This is a genomic window from Gordonia sp. DT30, assembly GCF_049844915.1.
Lineage (GTDB): Bacteria > Actinomycetota > Actinomycetes > Mycobacteriales > Mycobacteriaceae > Gordonia.
In genome coordinates this window covers 121,068-138,018 of sequence record NZ_JBNCLY010000008.1, presented here as the reverse complement: position 1 = coordinate 138,018, position 16,951 = coordinate 121,068, and the positions used below count along the sequence as shown (strand labels likewise).

18 protein-coding genes and 1 pseudogene are annotated in these 16,951 nt (G+C 68.6%); 8 read left to right on the top strand and 11 right to left on the bottom strand.

Annotated features, from left to right (window positions below; translation table 11 throughout):
* Positions 1-21: 21 nt before the first annotated feature.
* The 3 genes and pseudogenes from ACLQ3C_RS10385 (at position 22) to ACLQ3C_RS10375 (ending at position 2,492) form a co-directional block, all read left to right on the top strand.
* Entirely contained in the window at positions 22-1,509 is a 1,488-nt protein-coding gene (locus ACLQ3C_RS10385; protein WP_425704973.1) for an alpha/beta hydrolase, read from the top strand.
* Positions 1,510-1,613: 104 nt separating this feature from the next.
* Positions 1,614-1,712, top strand: a pseudogene (locus ACLQ3C_RS10380) (hypothetical protein); the annotation flags it as partial.
* Positions 1,713-1,808: 96 nt separating this feature from the next.
* Complete coding sequence (locus ACLQ3C_RS10375) at positions 1,809-2,492, top strand: DUF559 domain-containing protein (RefSeq protein ID WP_425705005.1); 684 nt, start codon at positions 1,809-1,811, stop codon at positions 2,490-2,492.
* Between the two features lie 59 nt (positions 2,493-2,551).
* Here ACLQ3C_RS10375 and menE read toward each other — a convergent pair whose 3' ends face one another.
* From menE to ACLQ3C_RS10350, 5 genes are all read right to left on the bottom strand, one after another.
* Complete coding sequence (gene menE, locus ACLQ3C_RS10370; protein ID WP_425705004.1) at positions 2,552-3,715, bottom strand: o-succinylbenzoate--CoA ligase; 1,164 nt, start codon at positions 3,713-3,715, stop codon at positions 2,552-2,554.
* Positions 3,712-4,065, bottom strand: a complete 354-nt coding sequence (locus ACLQ3C_RS10365; protein WP_425704972.1) for a DUF3349 domain-containing protein — start codon at positions 4,063-4,065, stop codon at positions 3,712-3,714. The genes menE and ACLQ3C_RS10365 overlap by 4 nt, the downstream gene beginning before the upstream one ends.
* A 154-nt stretch (positions 4,066-4,219) precedes the next feature.
* Positions 4,220-4,528, bottom strand: coding sequence for a DUF3349 domain-containing protein (locus ACLQ3C_RS10360; RefSeq protein ID WP_425704971.1), 309 nt, complete (start codon positions 4,526-4,528; stop codon positions 4,220-4,222).
* Positions 4,529-4,567: 39 nt separating this feature from the next.
* Complete coding sequence (locus tag ACLQ3C_RS10355; protein WP_425704970.1) at positions 4,568-4,852, bottom strand: hypothetical protein; 285 nt, start codon at positions 4,850-4,852, stop codon at positions 4,568-4,570.
* 24 nt (positions 4,853-4,876) lie between these two features.
* Complete coding sequence (locus ACLQ3C_RS10350; RefSeq protein WP_425704969.1) at positions 4,877-6,112, bottom strand: anion permease; 1,236 nt, start codon at positions 6,110-6,112, stop codon at positions 4,877-4,879.
* A 213-nt stretch (positions 6,113-6,325) separates the two neighbouring features.
* On the opposite strand from ACLQ3C_RS10350, the gene ACLQ3C_RS10345 reads away from it, so the two are divergent.
* The 3 genes from ACLQ3C_RS10345 (at position 6,326) to ACLQ3C_RS10335 (ending at position 9,596) form a co-directional block, all read left to right on the top strand.
* Positions 6,326-7,387 carry an LLM class F420-dependent oxidoreductase gene (locus ACLQ3C_RS10345; protein ID WP_425704968.1) on the top strand — a complete coding sequence of 354 codons (1,062 nt, stop codon included), beginning with the start codon at positions 6,326-6,328 and terminating at the stop codon, positions 7,385-7,387.
* A 117-nt stretch (positions 7,388-7,504) separates the two neighbouring features.
* Positions 7,505-8,734, top strand: a complete 1,230-nt coding sequence (locus ACLQ3C_RS10340; RefSeq protein WP_425704967.1) for an EAL domain-containing protein — start codon at positions 7,505-7,507, stop codon at positions 8,732-8,734.
* A 169-nt stretch (positions 8,735-8,903) separates the two neighbouring features.
* A complete protein-coding gene (locus tag ACLQ3C_RS10335) occupies positions 8,904-9,596 on the top strand; it encodes a hypothetical protein (protein WP_425704966.1) in 693 nt (230 codons plus the stop codon).
* Here the strand turns inward: ACLQ3C_RS10335 and ACLQ3C_RS10330 are convergent.
* The 4 genes from ACLQ3C_RS10330 to ACLQ3C_RS10315 all read right to left on the bottom strand — a co-directional run bounded on the left by ACLQ3C_RS10330 (position 9,550) and on the right by ACLQ3C_RS10315 (position 13,745).
* Positions 9,550-10,677, bottom strand: a complete 1,128-nt coding sequence (locus tag ACLQ3C_RS10330) for a ThiF family adenylyltransferase (protein ID WP_425705003.1) — start codon at positions 10,675-10,677, stop codon at positions 9,550-9,552. The two genes, ACLQ3C_RS10335 and ACLQ3C_RS10330, sit on opposite strands and share 47 nt — an antisense overlap.
* Before the next feature lie 110 nt (positions 10,678-10,787).
* The gene (locus ACLQ3C_RS10325; RefSeq protein ID WP_425704965.1) at positions 10,788-11,918 is read right to left on the bottom strand and encodes a GGDEF domain-containing protein; all 1,131 of its coding nucleotides are present in this window, start codon (positions 11,916-11,918) and stop codon (positions 10,788-10,790) included.
* 245 nt (positions 11,919-12,163) lie between these two features.
* Positions 12,164-12,757: a YdcF family protein gene (locus ACLQ3C_RS10320; RefSeq protein ID WP_425704964.1), complete on the bottom strand. Its 594-nt coding sequence runs from the start codon at positions 12,755-12,757 to the stop codon at positions 12,164-12,166.
* 19 nt (positions 12,758-12,776) lie between these two features.
* The gene (locus ACLQ3C_RS10315; RefSeq protein WP_425704963.1) at positions 12,777-13,745 is read right to left on the bottom strand and encodes a 1,4-dihydroxy-2-naphthoyl-CoA synthase; all 969 of its coding nucleotides are present in this window, start codon (positions 13,743-13,745) and stop codon (positions 12,777-12,779) included.
* A 171-nt stretch (positions 13,746-13,916) separates the two neighbouring features.
* Here ACLQ3C_RS10315 and ACLQ3C_RS10310 point away from each other — a divergent pair, with 171 nt between their 5' ends.
* Together ACLQ3C_RS10310 and ACLQ3C_RS10305 are read left to right on the top strand one after the other, a co-directional pair.
* A complete protein-coding gene (locus tag ACLQ3C_RS10310; protein WP_425704962.1) occupies positions 13,917-14,078 on the top strand; it encodes a hypothetical protein in 162 nt (53 codons plus the stop codon).
* 50 nt (positions 14,079-14,128) lie between these two features.
* Positions 14,129-14,785 carry a PaaI family thioesterase gene (locus tag ACLQ3C_RS10305; protein WP_425704961.1) on the top strand — a complete coding sequence of 219 codons (657 nt, stop codon included), beginning with the start codon at positions 14,129-14,131 and terminating at the stop codon, positions 14,783-14,785.
* A gap of 24 nt (positions 14,786-14,809) precedes the next feature.
* Here the strand turns inward: ACLQ3C_RS10305 and ACLQ3C_RS10300 are convergent, their stop codons facing one another.
* Positions 14,810-16,129 carry a saccharopine dehydrogenase family protein gene (locus ACLQ3C_RS10300; protein WP_425704960.1) on the bottom strand — a complete coding sequence of 440 codons (1,320 nt, stop codon included), beginning with the start codon at positions 16,127-16,129 and terminating at the stop codon, positions 14,810-14,812.
* Positions 16,130-16,283: 154 nt separating this feature from the next.
* Entirely contained in the window at positions 16,284-16,907 is a 624-nt protein-coding gene (locus ACLQ3C_RS10295; RefSeq protein WP_425704959.1) for a class I SAM-dependent methyltransferase, read from the bottom strand.
* Between the last annotated feature and the right edge of the window lie 44 nt (positions 16,908-16,951).

The following is a 16,951-nucleotide window of genomic DNA, read 5'->3' as shown; positions in this document are numbered from 1 at the left end:
GGATTCGGGGAGGGCTTTCTCATGCGTGTTCATAGCGGATTCGGCGTGCGCCGAAAAGTGGCGACCGCCGTCGTCGTAGCGGCGTGTGCGGCCGGGACGATCGTCGGCGTGGCCGGGCAGGCGCATGCCGTCGACCCGGAGCGGTTGCGTGCCGACAACAGTCCCACTGTCGATGCTGATGGCAATGCCATCGAGGGTGGCGGCTATTGCATCTGGCGCAACGCAGATGAGGAGAAGCAGCACATCCAGACCTGCCAGGTCTATTCGAAGTCGATGAACCGCAACGTCACGGTGCAGATCCGGGCGTCGGACCAGCAGGAGGGCGAGACCGAGCAGGGGGTGTACTTCCTCGACGGTCTGGGCTCGAATGACGAGTACAACAGCTGGGCGTTGCCGGCGTCGGGGGCGGTTGCCGCGTACAGCCAAAGCGACAACCTGGTGATGCCGGTCGGCGGCAAGGGCGAGTGGGACACCAACTGGAACGGGTCGCCCACTGGGCAAAACTCTGCGCCGCAATGGGATACGTTCATCGGCGAGGAGCTGCCGGCATATCTGGACACCAACTTCGCCGTTGGCCAGGAGGACAACGCGATCGTCGGCGTGTCGATGTCGGGTGGTCCGGCGATCATCATCGGACTCAACCATCCCGGCGTGTTCTCCGTCATCCGGTCGTATTCGGGCTTCTACGAGACCAACAACCTGCTGGGCTGGGTGCTCATCCCGGCCATCCAGATCGCGCGCGCCGACATCAACAACGGCATCTCGGCGATGTGGGGGCTGCCGCTGACTCCGGGCAACAAATGGGCGGAGAACGACGTGCTCACCCGCATCGTCGAGGCGAAGGGCAGCGGGCAGAAGATCATCATCTCGACCGGTAACGGTCTGCCGTCCCAGGGTGAACTCGACTTGGCGTGGAAGGCGATCAAGGACCGGCCGATTCTGGAGCAGGCCGTCTTGATTCCCGGTGCGGTGATCGTCGAAGTGACCGGCATCGGCCTGGAAGCCGGCGCCCTCGCGTCGACGGCCTTCCTCAACGTGGCCACCCAGGGCATGGGTCTGCCCGTCGAATTCAAGTACTCCAACGGCGGACACAACTGGTTCTCCTGGGCGTCCGACCAAGACTCCGACGCCGCCGAGATCGACCAGGCACTCAGGGATGCGGCCGAGAAGCGGAAGAAGGAGAAGGAGGTGTCGTCGTCGAGCACTGCGTCGACGACCCCGTCCACCCCGACGACCCCGTCCACGTCGAGCACGTCGACCACCTCAAGCGCGTCGACTACGTCGACGGGCACCACCGAGGCAGTGACCGCGACGCCGACCACCACGGAACCGGCCACGACGACCGAGCCCACCACCACCGAGCCGACCACGACGGAACCGACCACCACCGCACCGACCACGACGACGGAACCCACCACCACCACCGAACCCACCACCGAGCCCACCACCACATCCGAGGTCCCGACAGCCGAACCCGCCGACTCCACCGCGTCATCGACGGATCGGTAGACATCTCTCTCGGAAATCGCTTGGCATGTCGTACCGATTCGCGGGAGAACGTCTGACCGGGCCGACAACGGAACCGTTGCGCGGCCGTCGACGTCCAACTGTGCATGCAGACTCCACCGAAGTTGCGCAGCCTCGCATTCAGGCACGACGGGGTGTTCACGGCGGCGCAGGCGCGCGAATGTGGCATCACCGGCTCGGCGGTCACGCGCCGGGTCCGTAACGGATTGTGGATTCGGCACGCGCACAACGTATATCGGCTTGCCGACCACCCATTCACGGCACGGACGAAGGTCCGCCTCATGGTGTTGGAGTCTGGCCAGTCGGCCGTGCTGTCCGGGGCGGCCGCCGCATGGTGGCACGGTATCGGGCCGACGTTGCCCAAGATGATCCCGGTGACCGTTCCGCGCGGCGCGCGACGGCATCAGGTGCCGGGCGTCAAGGTGAAGTGCCGGACGCTCGATGACGTGGACATCGTGGTCAAGGATGGTTTGCGGGTGACCGCACCGGCGTTGTCGGCGCTCGAAGGAGGGGTCGAGTCGTCGACGACCCTGATCGACCGGGCGCTGCAGCTACGGAAGGTGCGGGCCGTCGAAGTCCTGGCGGCACTTGATCGTCGTCGCGGATGCACCGACGCACCGACGATGGCGAAGTTGGTCGCCGGCATCAGTTCGGGCGCACGGTCGGCGGCCGAGCGTGAGGTGGTCGCACTGTTCAACGCCGACGGACTGACCGGGTGGGAGGCCAACCTGCCGGTGGTCGGATACGAAGTGGACTTCGGTTTCCCCGCGTCCAAGGTGGCCGTCGAGATCGACGGGATGGCCTTTCACCGTGACGCCAACAGCTTTCAGTACGACCGGAAACGGCGTAACGACCTCGTCGCGGCCGGCTGGATCGTCCTCAACTTCACGTGGGCCGACATCGTCGACCGCCCCGACTACGTCCTCGCGCAGGTGCGGCATGCCCTCAGGCAGGCTGCCGCGTGAATCGGTACGACATCTCTCTCGGAAACCGCTTGGGATGTCGTACCGATTCGACGACGGCGCTACCGGTTCGACGAGCCGAAGCGGTCGCGGAGGGCGCGGCGGTCGATCTTGCCGGGGCCGCGGAGGGGGAGGGCGCCGACGACGATCACCTCGCGGGGGGCGGCGTAACGGTCGAGGCGGTCGGCGACGAGGCCGCGGATGCGCTGGGCGTCAACCGAACCCGAAGCGGCGACGACGACGGCGACCACCTTTTCACCGAGGCGGTCGTCGGGCAGGCCGATGACGGCGCATTCGGTGACGGCCGGGTCGTCGGCGATGACGGCCTCGACGACCTGCGGGACGATGGTGAGCCCGCCGGTGGTGATGGCCTCGTCGGCGCGGCCGATGATGTGCAGCACGCCGTCGTCGACGCGGCCGAGGTCATCGGTACGGAAGGTGCCCGGACGTGCGAAGGCCGGGTGGTCGGGGAGCAGGCGGTAACCGTGGGCGATCATCGGTCCGGAAAGCTCGACGCGGCCCACCCCGTCGGGCGTCGGGTCGGCGAGGGTGATGGTCACGCCGTCGAGGGGGATGCCGTCGTAGACGCAACCGCCGGCGGTCTCACTGGAGCCGTAGGTGCGGACGATCGGGATGCTCGCGTCAATTGCCCGGCGCAGCAAGGGTTCCGGGGTGGCGGCGCCGCCGACGAGCAGCGCGTCGATGCGGGTGAGGGCGGCGGTGGCGCGCGGCGAGTCGAGGACCTTGACGAGCTGGGTCGGCACGAGCGATGTGTAGCGGCGCGGGCTGTCGAGGGCGTCGAGGGCATCGGCGAAGGCGTCGGGGTCGAAGCCCGCGGACAGGTCGAGGACGGCGGGGGTGAACCCGGCGGCGAGGGAACGCAACAGCACCTGCAGCCCGGCGATGTGGTGGGGCGGCAGCGCGAGGAGCCAATTGCCTTCGCCGCCGAGGTGTTTGGCGGTGGCGCGAGCCGACGCGGCCAACGTATCGGGCGTGTGCTGCGAACCCTTGGGGGTGCCGGTGCTGCCGGAGGTGGCGATGATCAGCGACACGTCGGCGTCGATGGCAGTGTCGACGGCGAAAGCGTCGTGCAGCACTCCGGCCTGCCGCGGGTCGTCGGGGACCGGCGCGTAGGCCGCCGAACCGTCGAGGATGGCGCGCAGGCTGTCGAGGCGCTCGAGGACCGCCGGTCCGGACGGCAGGGGCAGCGGTCGCAGCGTGGTCAGGGCTGCTCCTCGGGATCGTCACCGGGCGCAGCCGGATGGGGCGGCAGCGGGGAGTCGTCGAAGGGAAAGCCGTGCTCGGCCAGGAACTTCTGGACGCGGGCGACGTCGGCCTCATGGGGGAGCTCCTGGGTGACCTGGGTGATCTTGACGCCGGCATCGATCTTGGAGATGGGTTCCGGTGGCGGTGCGGCCTCGTTGATCAGCTCGCCGGAGACGTGCCCGACCTCCTCCTCGGACAGCTGACGTCGCAGGATGGCCAGGAGCGGCACATAGTCGTGTTCCGGCACACCCTGCGGATAGCCGGCGCGTAACCACGCAATGATCCTTGCGACCAGTGGCCGATCGGACACCTGGTACCACCTTCCGTGCGGGGCAGGTCCACCCCTGGTGACGATTGTAGGTGGGCGGGGTGGGCCTGACTGGTGAGGAGATCTTCGAAGAAGAACCCGGGCGCCTGCGGTGTGCAGGTCGTCCGGGTTCTTCGGGCGCGTGAGCGCAGCGTTGTCAGGCGGGCGCCGGGGAACTCGCCAGCGGCCATCCGACGGCGGCCAGACGACCGGAGACCTGATTGATCTCCTCGTCCGTCGGCTGCTGCTCGGTGACCAGCAGGATCGCCTGCTTGATGCGTTCGGGGGTGACCGGGGCGTCGGCGTCGTACTCCTTGGCCAGGACCAGCGCCACGCTCGTGACCTCCTCTTCGGTCAGCGACCGCATGAGCAGTGCCAGCAACGGCGGGAAGTCGGTGGCGGGGACGCCGTCGGGGTAGCCCTTACGAATCCAGTTGACGGCCGAGTCGAACAGTGAGGAGGACATGATCGCCTTTCAGGGTGTGGACCAAACGCCTTCGGGGGATCAGTGGTAGGCCGAGTCGGGGAAGATCTGCCAATCGAAGTAGTACAACAACGTCTGGCGGGTCACCCACAGCAGGCCGACCACGATCGCCGCGGCGACCACGGCGAAGAACACGTAGCCCAGCGCCCGCAGCGCCGGATTGGGTGCGGAGACGGTGCCGTCGGCATTCGCGTCACCGGCGCCCGCGGAGTGCAGCCGCATGCCGATGGCGAAGAGGGCGGGCAGTCCGGCACCGAAGATCATGCCGACCACGAGAACCTTGAGGATGGCTTCGAGAATGTCCATGAGGTGTGCAGTCCTTTCCGGCCGTCAGGCAAGCGCCGCGGGCTTGCGGGTGGTGGTCTCGTCGGTGTCCGGGGTGGCGGCCGGGACGATCGAGTTGGTCGACTCGTCCCAATCGGCGTTGACGTTGTTGGAGTCGACCTTGTTCTGCTGCGCGCGCCAGTACATGAAGCTCGACGCGGCGAGGAGCAGGACGAAGATGACGATGGCGCCGGCGACGTCGCCGAGCAGGTGCCCGAGGCCATAGCAGATCGCGCCGACGAGGCCGGCGGCCGGAAGTGTGGTGACCCAGGCGACCACCATGCGGCCGGCGACCGCCCAGCGGACCTGCGCGCCCTTCTTGCCGACGCCCGAGCCGAGGATCGAGCCGGTGGCGACCTGCGTGGTCGACAGCGCCATCCCGGCGGCCGACGAGGTCAGGATGATGGCCGCCGACGACGCCTCGGCCGCCATGCCCTGCGGCGAGGAGATCTCGACCAGGCCCTTGCCGAGGGTGCGGATGATGCGCCAGCCGCCCAGGTAGGTGCCCAGCGCGATGGCCGTCGCGCAGCTCAGCACGACCCAGACGGGCAGACCGTGCTTGACCGACGCGGCGTCGAGGTGGTTGGTGGTGATCAGCGCGAGGGCGATCACGCCCATCGTCTTCTGTGCGTCACCGGTGCCGTGCGCGAGGGAGACCAGCGAGGCGGTGACGATCTGACCGGAGCGGAAGCCGCTCTCCTGCCGGGAGACAAGGACTTTCGCGGTGATGCGGAAGACCAGCCAGGTGCCGACCGCGGCCACCGCGCATGCGATGAACGGCGACGCCAGGGCGGGCAGGATGATCTTCGACAGCACGCCGTGCCAGTCGATGCCGCTGGTGCCCATCGCGGCGATACCCGATCCGATGAGGCCGCCGAACAGGGCGTGGCTCGAGCTCGACGGCAGGCCGAACAGCCAGGTGAAAAGGTTCCAGAGGATACCGCCGACGAGGCCGGCGAAGATGATCAGCAGCGCCTTGTTGGCGTCGATGCCGGTGACGAGGCCACCGGACTTGCTCTGCAGGTTGAGGACGTTCTTGGTGATGGTGGCCGCGACCTCGACGGAGAGGAACGCACCAACCAGGTTGAGGATGGACGACAGTCCGACGGCGATCTTGGGTTTGAGGGCGCCGGTGGCGATGGAGGTCGCCATGGCGTTGCCGGTGTCGTGGAAGCCGTTGGTGAAGTCGAAGCCCAGTGCTGTGATGATCAGCAGCACAAGAATCAGCATCTCTCCGCTCATGGCAATATCATGCGTCCACGGGCGGCCATCCGCCTAAAATCCGCAGAACCCGTTATCGGCTGAATCACACACATGACCTGCGCGTTTGCCCTTTCTCTTCGCTTGTTCATCTACTGTTCATCTCAGTGCACCCGCGGGTACACCGAATCCCGTCGGTGGCGCCGCCCGTAGGGGCCATCGAGGGGGTGTGGCGCTGTGGAAGAATCCGGCGGCATGACGCCGATGAAGCTGGGCATGCCGATCAACTACGCGGGTGACTTCCGCGAGACGATGAACAACCTCGCCGACTTCGAGAAGGCCGGGGTCGCCCGCCTCACGGTGCCCGAGGCGTACAGCTTCGACGCGGTCAGCCAGCTCGGCTACATCGCCGCCAAGACCGAGAAGATGCAACTGCAGACCGGCATCCTGCCGATGTTCTCGCGCACCCCGTCGAATCTCGCGATGACCGCGGCCGGACTCGACTACATCAGCGGTGGCCGGTTCATCCTCGGGATCGGGGCGTCCGGGCCGCAGGTGATCGAGGGCTTCCACGGCGTCAAATACGATTATCCGGTCGGCCGGGCGCGGGAGAACGCCGAGATCTGCCGGATGATCTGGCGCCGGGAGAAGACCGACTACCGAGGCGAGCACTACACACTTCCGTTGAGCAAAGAGGACGGCGGCACCGGACTCGGCAAGCCGCTCAAGATCATCAACCACCCGGTCCGCGACCGCATTCCGATGCTGCTGGCCGCGATCGGCCCGAAGAACACCGAGCTGGCGGCCGAGCTGTTCGAGGAGTTCCAGCCGTTCCTGTTCCACCCCGAACACGTCGACGCCGCCTTCGGTGAGCCGCTGGCCGCGGGCAAGGCCAAACGCGACCCGGCACTCGGTGAGCTGGGGATCGTCGTCAACGCGAGTGCCCTGATCTCCGAGGACGCCGACCTGATCGAGGCGGCGATGGGGCAGGTGCGCCATCATGCCGCCCTCTACATCGGCGGGATGGGTGCCCGCGGCAAGAACTTCTACAACACCCTGGCCGTGCGGTACGGATACGCCGACGAGGCCAAGCAGATCCAGGACCTCTACCTCGACGGCAAGAAGGGCGAGGCCGCCGCCGCGGTGCCCGACGAGCTGGTGCGCGCGATGAGCCTCATCGGTCCGCGCTCGGTGGTGACCGAACGCGTCGAGGCATTCCGTGCCGCCGGGGTCACCGTGATCCTCGCCGGGCCGCTTGCGCCGACCCACGCCGAGCGCGTGGCCACCATGGACGGGCTGGCCGGAATCATCGGGTAGGGGGTCGGGGCCCCCGGCTCGGGTGCCCCGGCCTCGGTGACTCCGAGGGCGAAGTGTATCCGCTTGGTGCGCTTGGGTTTCGAGCGGACTCGCGGGCCAGGGGCCTAATGTGTACCCATGACGGCCGACCAGCCGGCGAGCCCAGACGCTCGACCCGATCGCGCCACGCGCGCCGAGTGGGGCGTCACGGTCGCGATTTCCGCTGACCCCTACCACCGCGGTGCCGTGGCCTATGGGCGCGAGCGGTCGGCGGTCATCGCCGAGGCGTTCATCGACGCCACGCGCAGGAGGATGGGTGCGACGGCCGAGATCATTCGCCGCTCCGATCTGGAGTGGCTGGTGTGGCTCGACGCCGACGACCCGATTGTGCCGGCGCTGTTGTCGCGGCCGTGGAGCCACGGTGCGCAGGCCGTCGACGTCGACGGCGCGACCTACCACCTCGAACTGGCGATCGGCATCGTGCGGGCCGCCGACTTCGCCGACGACGTGCCCGACGACGACGCCGTCATCTCGGCGGCGGATGCGGCGCTGTCGAAGGCGCTCGTCGAGGGATTGAGTGCGGTGATCGCGAGCCCCGGTCAGCGGCTGGTGGCCCGGCGCGACATCGAGGTCGCCAACGCGCTCATGACGGCCGCCGACGACGACTTCTCGATGTACTACCAACCCATCGTGGCGCTCGACGGTTCGGCGACGCTCGGATGGGAATCGTTGCTGCGCTGGTCGTGGCGCGGGAGCATCGTGGAGCCTGCCGTGTTCATGCCGGTCGCCGAGGCGACCACGCTGATCGTCCGGATGGGCCGCCCGGCCATCGCATCGGTGTTCCGCGACCTGGCCGGCCGCATCAGCAGTGCCCACGGCGACGACGTCTTCGTCTCGATCAACCTGTCGGCCAAACAACTGTGGGACGAGACGCTGCCCGGATATTTCGCCGCACTCGCCGCCCGCCACCGGGTCGCCCTCGAGCGGGTGTGGATCGAGGTGAGCGAGATCGACGTGATCGAACCGTCGGGGGTGGCTGCGCGGACGCTGTTCGCACTGCATGAGCTCGGCTGCGTCATCTGCGTCGACGATCTCGGTGCCGGATTCTCGGCCCTTCGGTATGTGCGCGACCTGCCGATCGGGGTGCTCAAGATCGATCGGTCGCTGGTGGCGCCGCTGCCCCGTAGCGCGTCCGGGCGGGCGGTGGTGCGGGCGATCTGTGAGATGGCCGCCGCGACGGGTATCACGACGGTCGCGGAGGGCATCGAGACCGGTGACGAGCTCGACGCGGTCGCCGCACTGCGTTTCGATCTCGGGCAGGGATATCTTTTGGGTCGACCGTTGCCGCCGGACGAGTTATTCACATAGTGCGGTTGATTAATTTCCGGCGAGCGTCCCGCATTCATTGACATATTCGGCGCGGGGTTCCGGTAACCGGGGGTAGAAAAAGCCGGAACGACCGCGGTCACTCTAATCTCGGATGACGTCGTCGTATCTCAGAAACGCAAATATGCGATTCTCATTCGAGAGCCTCCCGATGAACACAATTCTCACGGACCCGGTCGCTGTACCCGGTCATCCCGCACGCGGTCCGGCCGGTCCCGACCACAGCATTGCGGTGGCGGCGCCGTCGGCGCAGCCCGCACTGTGGCGGGCGTATCTGCGGGGCGCCCAACAGGCGTATCAGCGGTACGGCTGTTCGGCCGCACTCGACTACGACCGGGTCGTCGGCGGTGCGGAAACCCTGATGTTCTTCGTCGTCTGCGACGCCGACGGCCGGGTGTGTGGCGGTCTGCGCGTCCAGCCACGACTCGTGAGCGCCGCCCAGACCCACGCACTCGAGGAGTGGGCCGGTCAGCCGGGCCAGGTCGCGCTGGTCAATGCGATCGAGGCGCGGCTCGACGGTGGGATCGTCGAGGTCAAGACGGCCTGGACCGACGAACGCTCACCGATCGCCAAGGAGGTGGCGGAGCAGCTCTCCCGGCTCGGGCTGCCGATCATGGAAATGTGCGGAGTGGAACACATGATGGCGACCGCCGCCGACCACGTACTGCGCCGATGGACCTCGGGCGGCGGTCGGGTCGACGAAAGGGTCTCGGCCACACCGTTTCCCGACGAGCGCTACCGCACGCAGCTGATGTGGTGGGAGCGGGCGGCGTTGCAGCAGATGACGGGGCTCGGGTCTACCCCGGCCGTTTCCGCTGGGCCATGGCCTCGACCGCTGAGGTGAAGTCGGCGGGACCGAGTTCGTTCCAGCCGTCGTGGCGCCCGGCCGCGCCGAGGAGCGTCTGTTCCACGCCGAACCGGTAGCGGCCCGACCGGATGGGCCGGCCACAGACGATGCCGCGCGCCGCGGTCGCGGCGATGGCTCCGGCGGCGGCAGCGGTGGAACCGAGTTGCGGCCACGAGATGACGCTGCGGCCGAGTTGCCCCGCCGAGTAGGCCATTCGGGGAGTCACCTCGTCGCCGACGATGGCCAGCGCCATCTGCAGCCGTTGCGCCGGGTCGGCGGCATCGCCGGCGGCGAAGCCCTCGCCCCGGCCGTGGAAGATCGGGTAGTCCGGCTCGAGGTCGTAGCGTTCCACGTCGAGGATGACGTCCTCACCCATGTCGGTCGCGCTGAGTACCGGAATGCGTGCTGCGCGTGCGCGTCGCCGCATGTCGATCTTCATCTCGACGTCGTCGATCTCCTCGATGATCACCGTGGGCCCGGTGCTGTCCACCCCGAGAAAACGTGCGGCCACCTGCGGGGTGTAACCCGCCGGAAAGGTGGTGACCTGCGAGTACGGGTCGCCCTCGAGGATGAGTCGGTGCGCCAGCTCGACCTTGCTCACCCCGAGATCGCACACCGAGCCGGCGACGCGGTTGAGGTTGGTGGGCGAGAGCTCGTCGGAGTCGGCGATGTGGAATCGGCGTGCGCCGGTCAGCGCACACGCGGCCAGCGCCGACGCACCGACGCTGAGTCCGGCGACGGCGATCAGCGCCCGACTCCAGGCCTCCTGTTCGCGGCCGGTCAGCAGAAAGCGGTTGCGGGCGGTCTTGAGCCGGTAGTGGACGTCCGCGTCGGGCAGCCGGACCAGCGTTGCGCGCCATCCGAACACGAGGTAGCGGCTGTGGCGTTCGACGGCCGCGTCGTCGGTGACGGCGATCGGCGGCGGTGCGGGCGTGTCCGGGTCGACGTGGTCGAGGAGGTCGAGTGCCGCGATCTCGGGCGCCGCCTGCGTCCACGCGTCGACGAAATCGAGGTGTGGTGACGCCCGCAGTGCCTCGATACGTTCCCGGTCGTCGACCGGATGAAGAATCTCTATGATGGCGCCTTCTCCGATCGCGTGATGGTGAGCGGCCGGGGGGTGCCGCAGACGGGGGTGCCGCGGCCGGGGGTGTTGCGGCCGGGCGATGACCTTCCGGAAAGCGGGAGATGTCAACGGCTTCCGTCCGATGGTGCGGTATGTGACGGGTGCGGTCCGGCGCGCCAGTGCGACGGTGCCACCGCTGCGGTCTCGGCCCGATTCCGGCCCATCGCCTTGGCCGCGTACAGCAACTGATCTGCCTGGGCGGACAGCTGATCCATCAACTCGGGCAACGTGCGGACCTCGGTGGCAGAGGTGCATTCGGTGATCGCCGTGCAGACGCCGCCGACGCTGACGGTGGCGTCGGTGCCGGTGGCGACCGCGACACAGATGTCGTCGGCGAGCCGGCCCAGCCCCGCGGCATCGTCGGTGACCGCCAGGATCGCGAACTCCTCACCGCCCGAGCGCGCGACCAAGGAGTCCGGTGGGACGGTGGTCTCGATCGATCGGGTGATCTCCACGAGAACCGCATCGCCCGCCGAATGGCCATGAGTGTCGTTGTACCGCTTGAAGTTGTCGACATCGACCACCAGCGATGCGACGAGCCGGCCGGCGTCGGCGGCGCTGCGGAACAGATGAACCGCGCTGTCGAGGAGTCCGCGCCGGTTGAGTGCCGAGGTGAGCGGGTCGGTCACACTGAGGCGCGAGTGCTGGTCGATCAGTGCCGTCAATCGGCGGCGCAGGCTGGTGACGAGGTAGGTCGGGACCATGATGGCCAGCAGCGCGGCGCCGCCGCCCACCGCCCACGCCGTCACCGACGTCGCGCGCACCGTCACCACCACACACACGAGGACCGCGGCGGTGACGATGAATCCCAGCACGATGGGCAGAGACGAATCCATGGCGGCCAGCGCGGGGATCGCGGCCAACAGCACGAGCACCGCGAACGCCGATCCGTCGTCGGTGATGATCAACGCGGAGCCGGCGACCCCGAGCATCCCGCCGAAACTGAGGATCGCGAAACCGCTGTCGGACAGGCGCTTGACGCGGACGGTGATCGCCGCCGACACCAGCGTGTAGACCCCGATGAGCACCAGCACCCACATCAGCCCGGGCTTGACGAAGGTCGGCGAGACCAGCCCGAGGATGATCAACGGAATGGCGCCGGTCTCGCTGGCCAGCACCCCGATCGTCCGCTGGTCGAATTTCCGGCCGGCCGACCGTCCGGTGCCACGTTCGGCGGTGGGGACGTGCTCGGTCACGTGTGGCCCATTCTGCTTATTCTCGATGCTCCCATTATGGACCGGTACGCGTGCTCGGCGATTCGACATGGCTGGGAACTCTGCTGGAGATTCCGCGGGCCGATTCACGGTGCGGATTCGGTCGCGGGCGGACTCATTCACCAGAAATGCGAAATCACCGGCGAGTCCTATTTCCGGAAAAAGATACCACGCTCGGTCGCGGCGAGACCATGGCCGAATCGGCAGCCGAATGCGCGTTTCTCATCTCACCGGTCGCAGCCGAGGATCACCGCCTTGCCGAGGCCGCCGAATTGGTAGGCGAACTGATGGGTCCAGTACCCGGGCGAGGACGGATATGTCCGCGGCACCGCAGCCATGACGACGTCCCCGTCGAAGCATTGGCCGAAGATGTAGCGGGCCCGCGCCATGTGATAGCGCCAGCTGATGACGATCACCGTGTGCCAGTGGCGGGCGCGGGCGAGCCGCTGCACCTCCATGGCCTCGCCGCGGGTCGTCGACGGGTCGGGCGTAAAGCAGATCACCTCGATGGCGGGGGTGCCGGCCGCACATACGCGCCGCATCAGGTCGGCGTCGGTGCGTGGGCCGGCCTCGTCGCGGTAGGGATCGGAGATGACCAACGTGGAGGCCAGGCCCGCGCGGGCCAGGTGCAGCCCGTAGTCCTCGCGGCCGTCGTGCTCGCCGCCGAGGACGACGATGGCGTCGGCGTGGCGCAGCGAATCGGAGTGATCGCGGTAGAAGAGCTGGTAGCCGAGGCCGTAGAACGCGGCGACCGCGGCCAGCACCACCACGAGGACGCCGATCACCACCCGGCGCCAGGACCGTGGCCGGTACTCGGGCATGCCGTGAGGTCCGCGGGAATCAGTAGTAGTAGGGGAACGCGTCCCACTGCGGAGAACGCTTCTCCAAGAACGCATCCCGGCCCTCCACCGCCTCGTCGGTCATGTACGCCAGCCGGGTGGCCTCGCCGGCGAAGACCTGCTGGCCCGTCAGTCCGTCGTCGGTGAGGTTGAACGCGAACTTCAGCATGCGCTGCGCGGTGGGGGACTTGCCGTTGATGGTGCGCGCCCACTCGATGGCGGTGCGCTCGAGGTCGGCGTGGTCGGCGACGCGGTTGACCGCGCCCATCCGGTGCATCGTCTCGGCGTCGTAGGCCTCGCCGAGGAAGAAGATCTCGCGGGCGAACTTCTGGCCGACCTGCTTGGCGAGGTAGGCGCTGCCGTAGCCGGCGTCGAAGGAGCCGACGTCGGCGTCGGTCTGCTTGAAGCGGGCGTGCTCACGGGAGGCGAGCGTGAGGTCGCAGACCACGTGCAGGGAGTGCCCGCCGCCGGCCGCCCAGCCGTTGACGACGGCGATGACGACCTTGGGCATGGTGCGGATGAGGCGCTGCACCTCGAGGATGTGCAGCCGGCCGCCCTCGGCCTGCACGCGGGCCGCGTCGACCCCTTGGGCGCCGGCCGCGGCGACGTCGGCGTCGTGGCTGGTGGCGTACTGGTAGCCGGAGCGCCCGCGGATGCGCTGGTCGCCGCCGCTGCAGAACGCCCAGCCGCCGTCCTTGGGGCTCGGCCCGTTGCCGGTGAGCAGGACGGTGCCGACGTCGGGGGTGCGGCGGGCGTGGTCGAGGGCGCGGTAGAGCTCGTCGACGGTGTGCGGCCGGAAGGCGTTGCGGACCTCGGGCCGGTCGAAGGCGATGCGCACGATGCCGTCGGCGCGGGTCGTCCCGACGTGCCGGTGATAGGTGATGTCGGTGAGCTCGCCCACCGCGTCGACGGGCGTCCACTGGGTGGGATCGAAGGGGTGTGACGCGGCGCTTTCGGGGTCGGTGCTCATGGGCATCAGATTATCGCCCGGTGGGGCCGGTGCGGGGTGTGGTCGGTGGTCGGAGTGGTCGGCGGCCGGATGGCCCCCGGTGGGGCCGGGAAGCCGCGCACTTCCTGAGAATTGCTCCGCTGCGGCCCGGATGAGTGGCCAACCGTCGCCGACTGTTGGCATATTGGCAAGGTGGCCGTGTGGGAGATCGTGCTGATCGTCGTCGCCGTGTGGGTGGCGCTGTCGGTGGTTCTCGCCCTGCTCATCGGCGCGATCATCCGGCAGCGGGACCGTCGTGAGGCGCCGCGGGAGCCGGTACCCGCCGTCGACCGGACCCGGCGCAGCTCCGACTGAGCCGGGCGTCGGGTGCCTGCGGTGCCATCTGCGCCGATACGGTGTGATGCATGACTTCTGCGAGCAATCCGGACTGGGCGTCCCCGGCCGGCGACGATTCGCCCCATGAAGGCGGCTTCCGCGCCCAGATGGACATCAGCACCGAACGTGGGGGTCCGCGGTACGGCGAGTTCAGCGAACAGATCCGGCAGCTGATGGACCTGGCGCGCTACGCGTGCCCGACGCCCGAGCTCACGGACGAGCTGATCGATCAGGTGCGGGCGCTCAACAAGCGGCTCGCCGACGTGCAGATCGACGAGTGGCGCTCGCCGGCCGGCACCCGCATCGATCTGCCCGCCCGCGGCAACATCACCCTGCCGCCCTATGAGATCAGCGAGGGCGGCCCCGACGGCGTCGTCGCGTCGGTCACCTTCCGCCCGTTCCACCTCGGTGGCAACGACGCCGCCCATGGCGGGCACGTCGCGGTGGCCTTCGACGACCTCGGCGGCATGGCATCGGCGCTGGCCGTCGCGGGCATCACCCGCACCGCCTACCTCACCGTCAGCTACCGCTCGCTGACCCCGCTGCGCACGCCGCTCCGCATGCACACGTGGGTCGAGAAGCTGGATGGCCGAAAGGCTTTCGTCAAAGGCACCCTGCACGACGGTGACCGTCTGTGCGCCGACCTGGATTCCCTGTTCATCGCGCTCAAACCCGGTCAGCCGTAGGGATTTTCGTCCCCGAGGCCGAGGTCAGGTGAGTTCGCGGACGTCGAAGGCGGCGCCGGCGACGCGCAGCCGCTCGACGAGGGCGTCGCCCATGGCGGCGGCCGGGGTCAGCACCCCGCTGCGTGCCGGGAGCTCGGGGCCCTCGAGGGCCAGGGTCAGGGCGCTCTCGCCGAGCATCACCGCGGTGGCCCGGTACCCGGGATCGCCGGACAGCTTCATCTGTGAACGGTACCGGCGGCCGGTGCTGGTGCGGGTGTAGGTCTCGCTGACGAAATAGCCCTTCTGCATGGACTTCTCGCCGGGTCCGCTGCCCGGCTTGGGCAGAACGCGATCGAGGAGGCGGCGCGTCGGACCGAAGCTCATGGCGCCCAGGAATGCGCCGGTGCCCACGCTGACCCCGCCGGCGAGCAGCGCCGACAGGATCGGGATACCGCCGACGTTCATCGTCTCCGCGTAGTGGAAGTCGGGGCCATAGGCGTTGTCCAGCAGCACATTCGAGCGTCGCACCACGCGCGTGTTGTACGACGACATGAAGAACGGGGCGAGTGTTCCCGTCAGCGATGGGTCGACGTTGCGGGCGCGGACCACCGCGATGTCACTGGGCTCCGAGGACATGTTCACCTTCGGGGTGTCGCCTGGATCCCCGGACAGCGCTTGCGGATTCAGCAGCAACCGCCGAGTCTGCGGATCCTTGGCCTCCTCGGCGATCACCCGCATCGAGTCGATGGTGCCGCCGGAGACGCCGCCGCGCATCGACCGGAGCACCATGGTGGTGTCGGTCAGGGTGCCCGCGTCGTCGTCGGTCACCTTGCGGTACAGCAGGTACGTGCCCAGATCTGATGGGATGGAATCGAATCCGCACGAATGGACGATGCGCGCGCCGGTCGCCTGCGCCGTCTCGTGCGCCTTGTCGATGGAGTAGTGGACGAAGGGCACCTCGCCGGTGAGGTCGACGTAGTCGGTGCCCGCGGTGGCGGCCGCGACGACCAGTGCCTCGCCGTAGCGCAGATACGGACCGACCGTCGTACACACCACGCGGGTGCGGGCGACCATGGCGTCCAGCGAACTCGGCGACGACGCGTCGGCGACGATCAGCGGCCAGCTCGACGCGGCGGCCGGGAGTCCGCGGCGGACCTCGGCGAGTTTGGTCTCGGTGCGTCCGGCCAGCGCGATCCGGGTGCCTGCCGGGGCGAATTCGGCGAGGTGGCGCGCGGTCAGCCGGCCGACGAATCCGGTGGCGCCGAAGACGACGATGTCGAATTCGCGGTCGGCGGGCTTGTCGGTCGCGGTGGGAGGTGTGGAGGGTTCGGGTGTGCCGGCGTCCGGCGAAGTCTGCCCACTCATGGGGTCGAGCGTAATCGTCGCGTCGGACAGATCACATAGGGGCAGGCCGGGTGCGACGTCTCGCCGCCCGCCGCGCCGCGAATGGGGCGACGAACAACATCGTGCGCGCCGGGAACCAGCGGTCGGGGGACGATGGGGTCGTCGCCGGTGCCGGTCAGGTCGCGCGGGCGCCGCCGAGGCTCAGGGCGCCGAAGAACTTCGGGGTGCCGGGCTGATAGAACCGGTCGAGGTCGGTGATCTCGAAGCCGGCGTCGGCGATGGCCGCGGGGATGTCGCGGGTGAGGTGGCAGCCACCGGCGATGCGGCGCTGCATCGGTTCGAGGCGGTGCTGCCAGCGCCGCACCGATTCGTCGGGGGCGCGGCCGTGTTCCAGGAACCGCACGGGCGCACCGGCTTTGAGGACGCGACGCAATTCCGCGATTGCAGCAGGCAGATCCGGGATGGTGCACATCGTGAACGTCGACAACGCGGCGTCGAAGGTGTTGTCGGCGAAGGGAAGTGATTGTCCGTCGAGACCGGCGCGGATGACGGGGGCCGAGCTGGATGCGATCCGATCGGCGCCCAGGCGCCACGCCGCGTCGGAGGGCTCCACGGCGGAGACCTCGGTGACCGCGTCCGGGTAGGCGCCGACGTTGTGTCCGGACCCGAACCCCAACTCGACGACGTGGCCGTGCAGCCCGACGCAGACGCGGTTACGCAGCGGCATCGTGAGCGACGAGCCGCAGGTCACGTTGACCAGGTGCGGCAGGAAGTGTCGGTCGTAGAAACCGGGGCCCATGGGGCGAGGGTAGTGCCGGTGACGGCGATGCTCGCCCGTTTTCA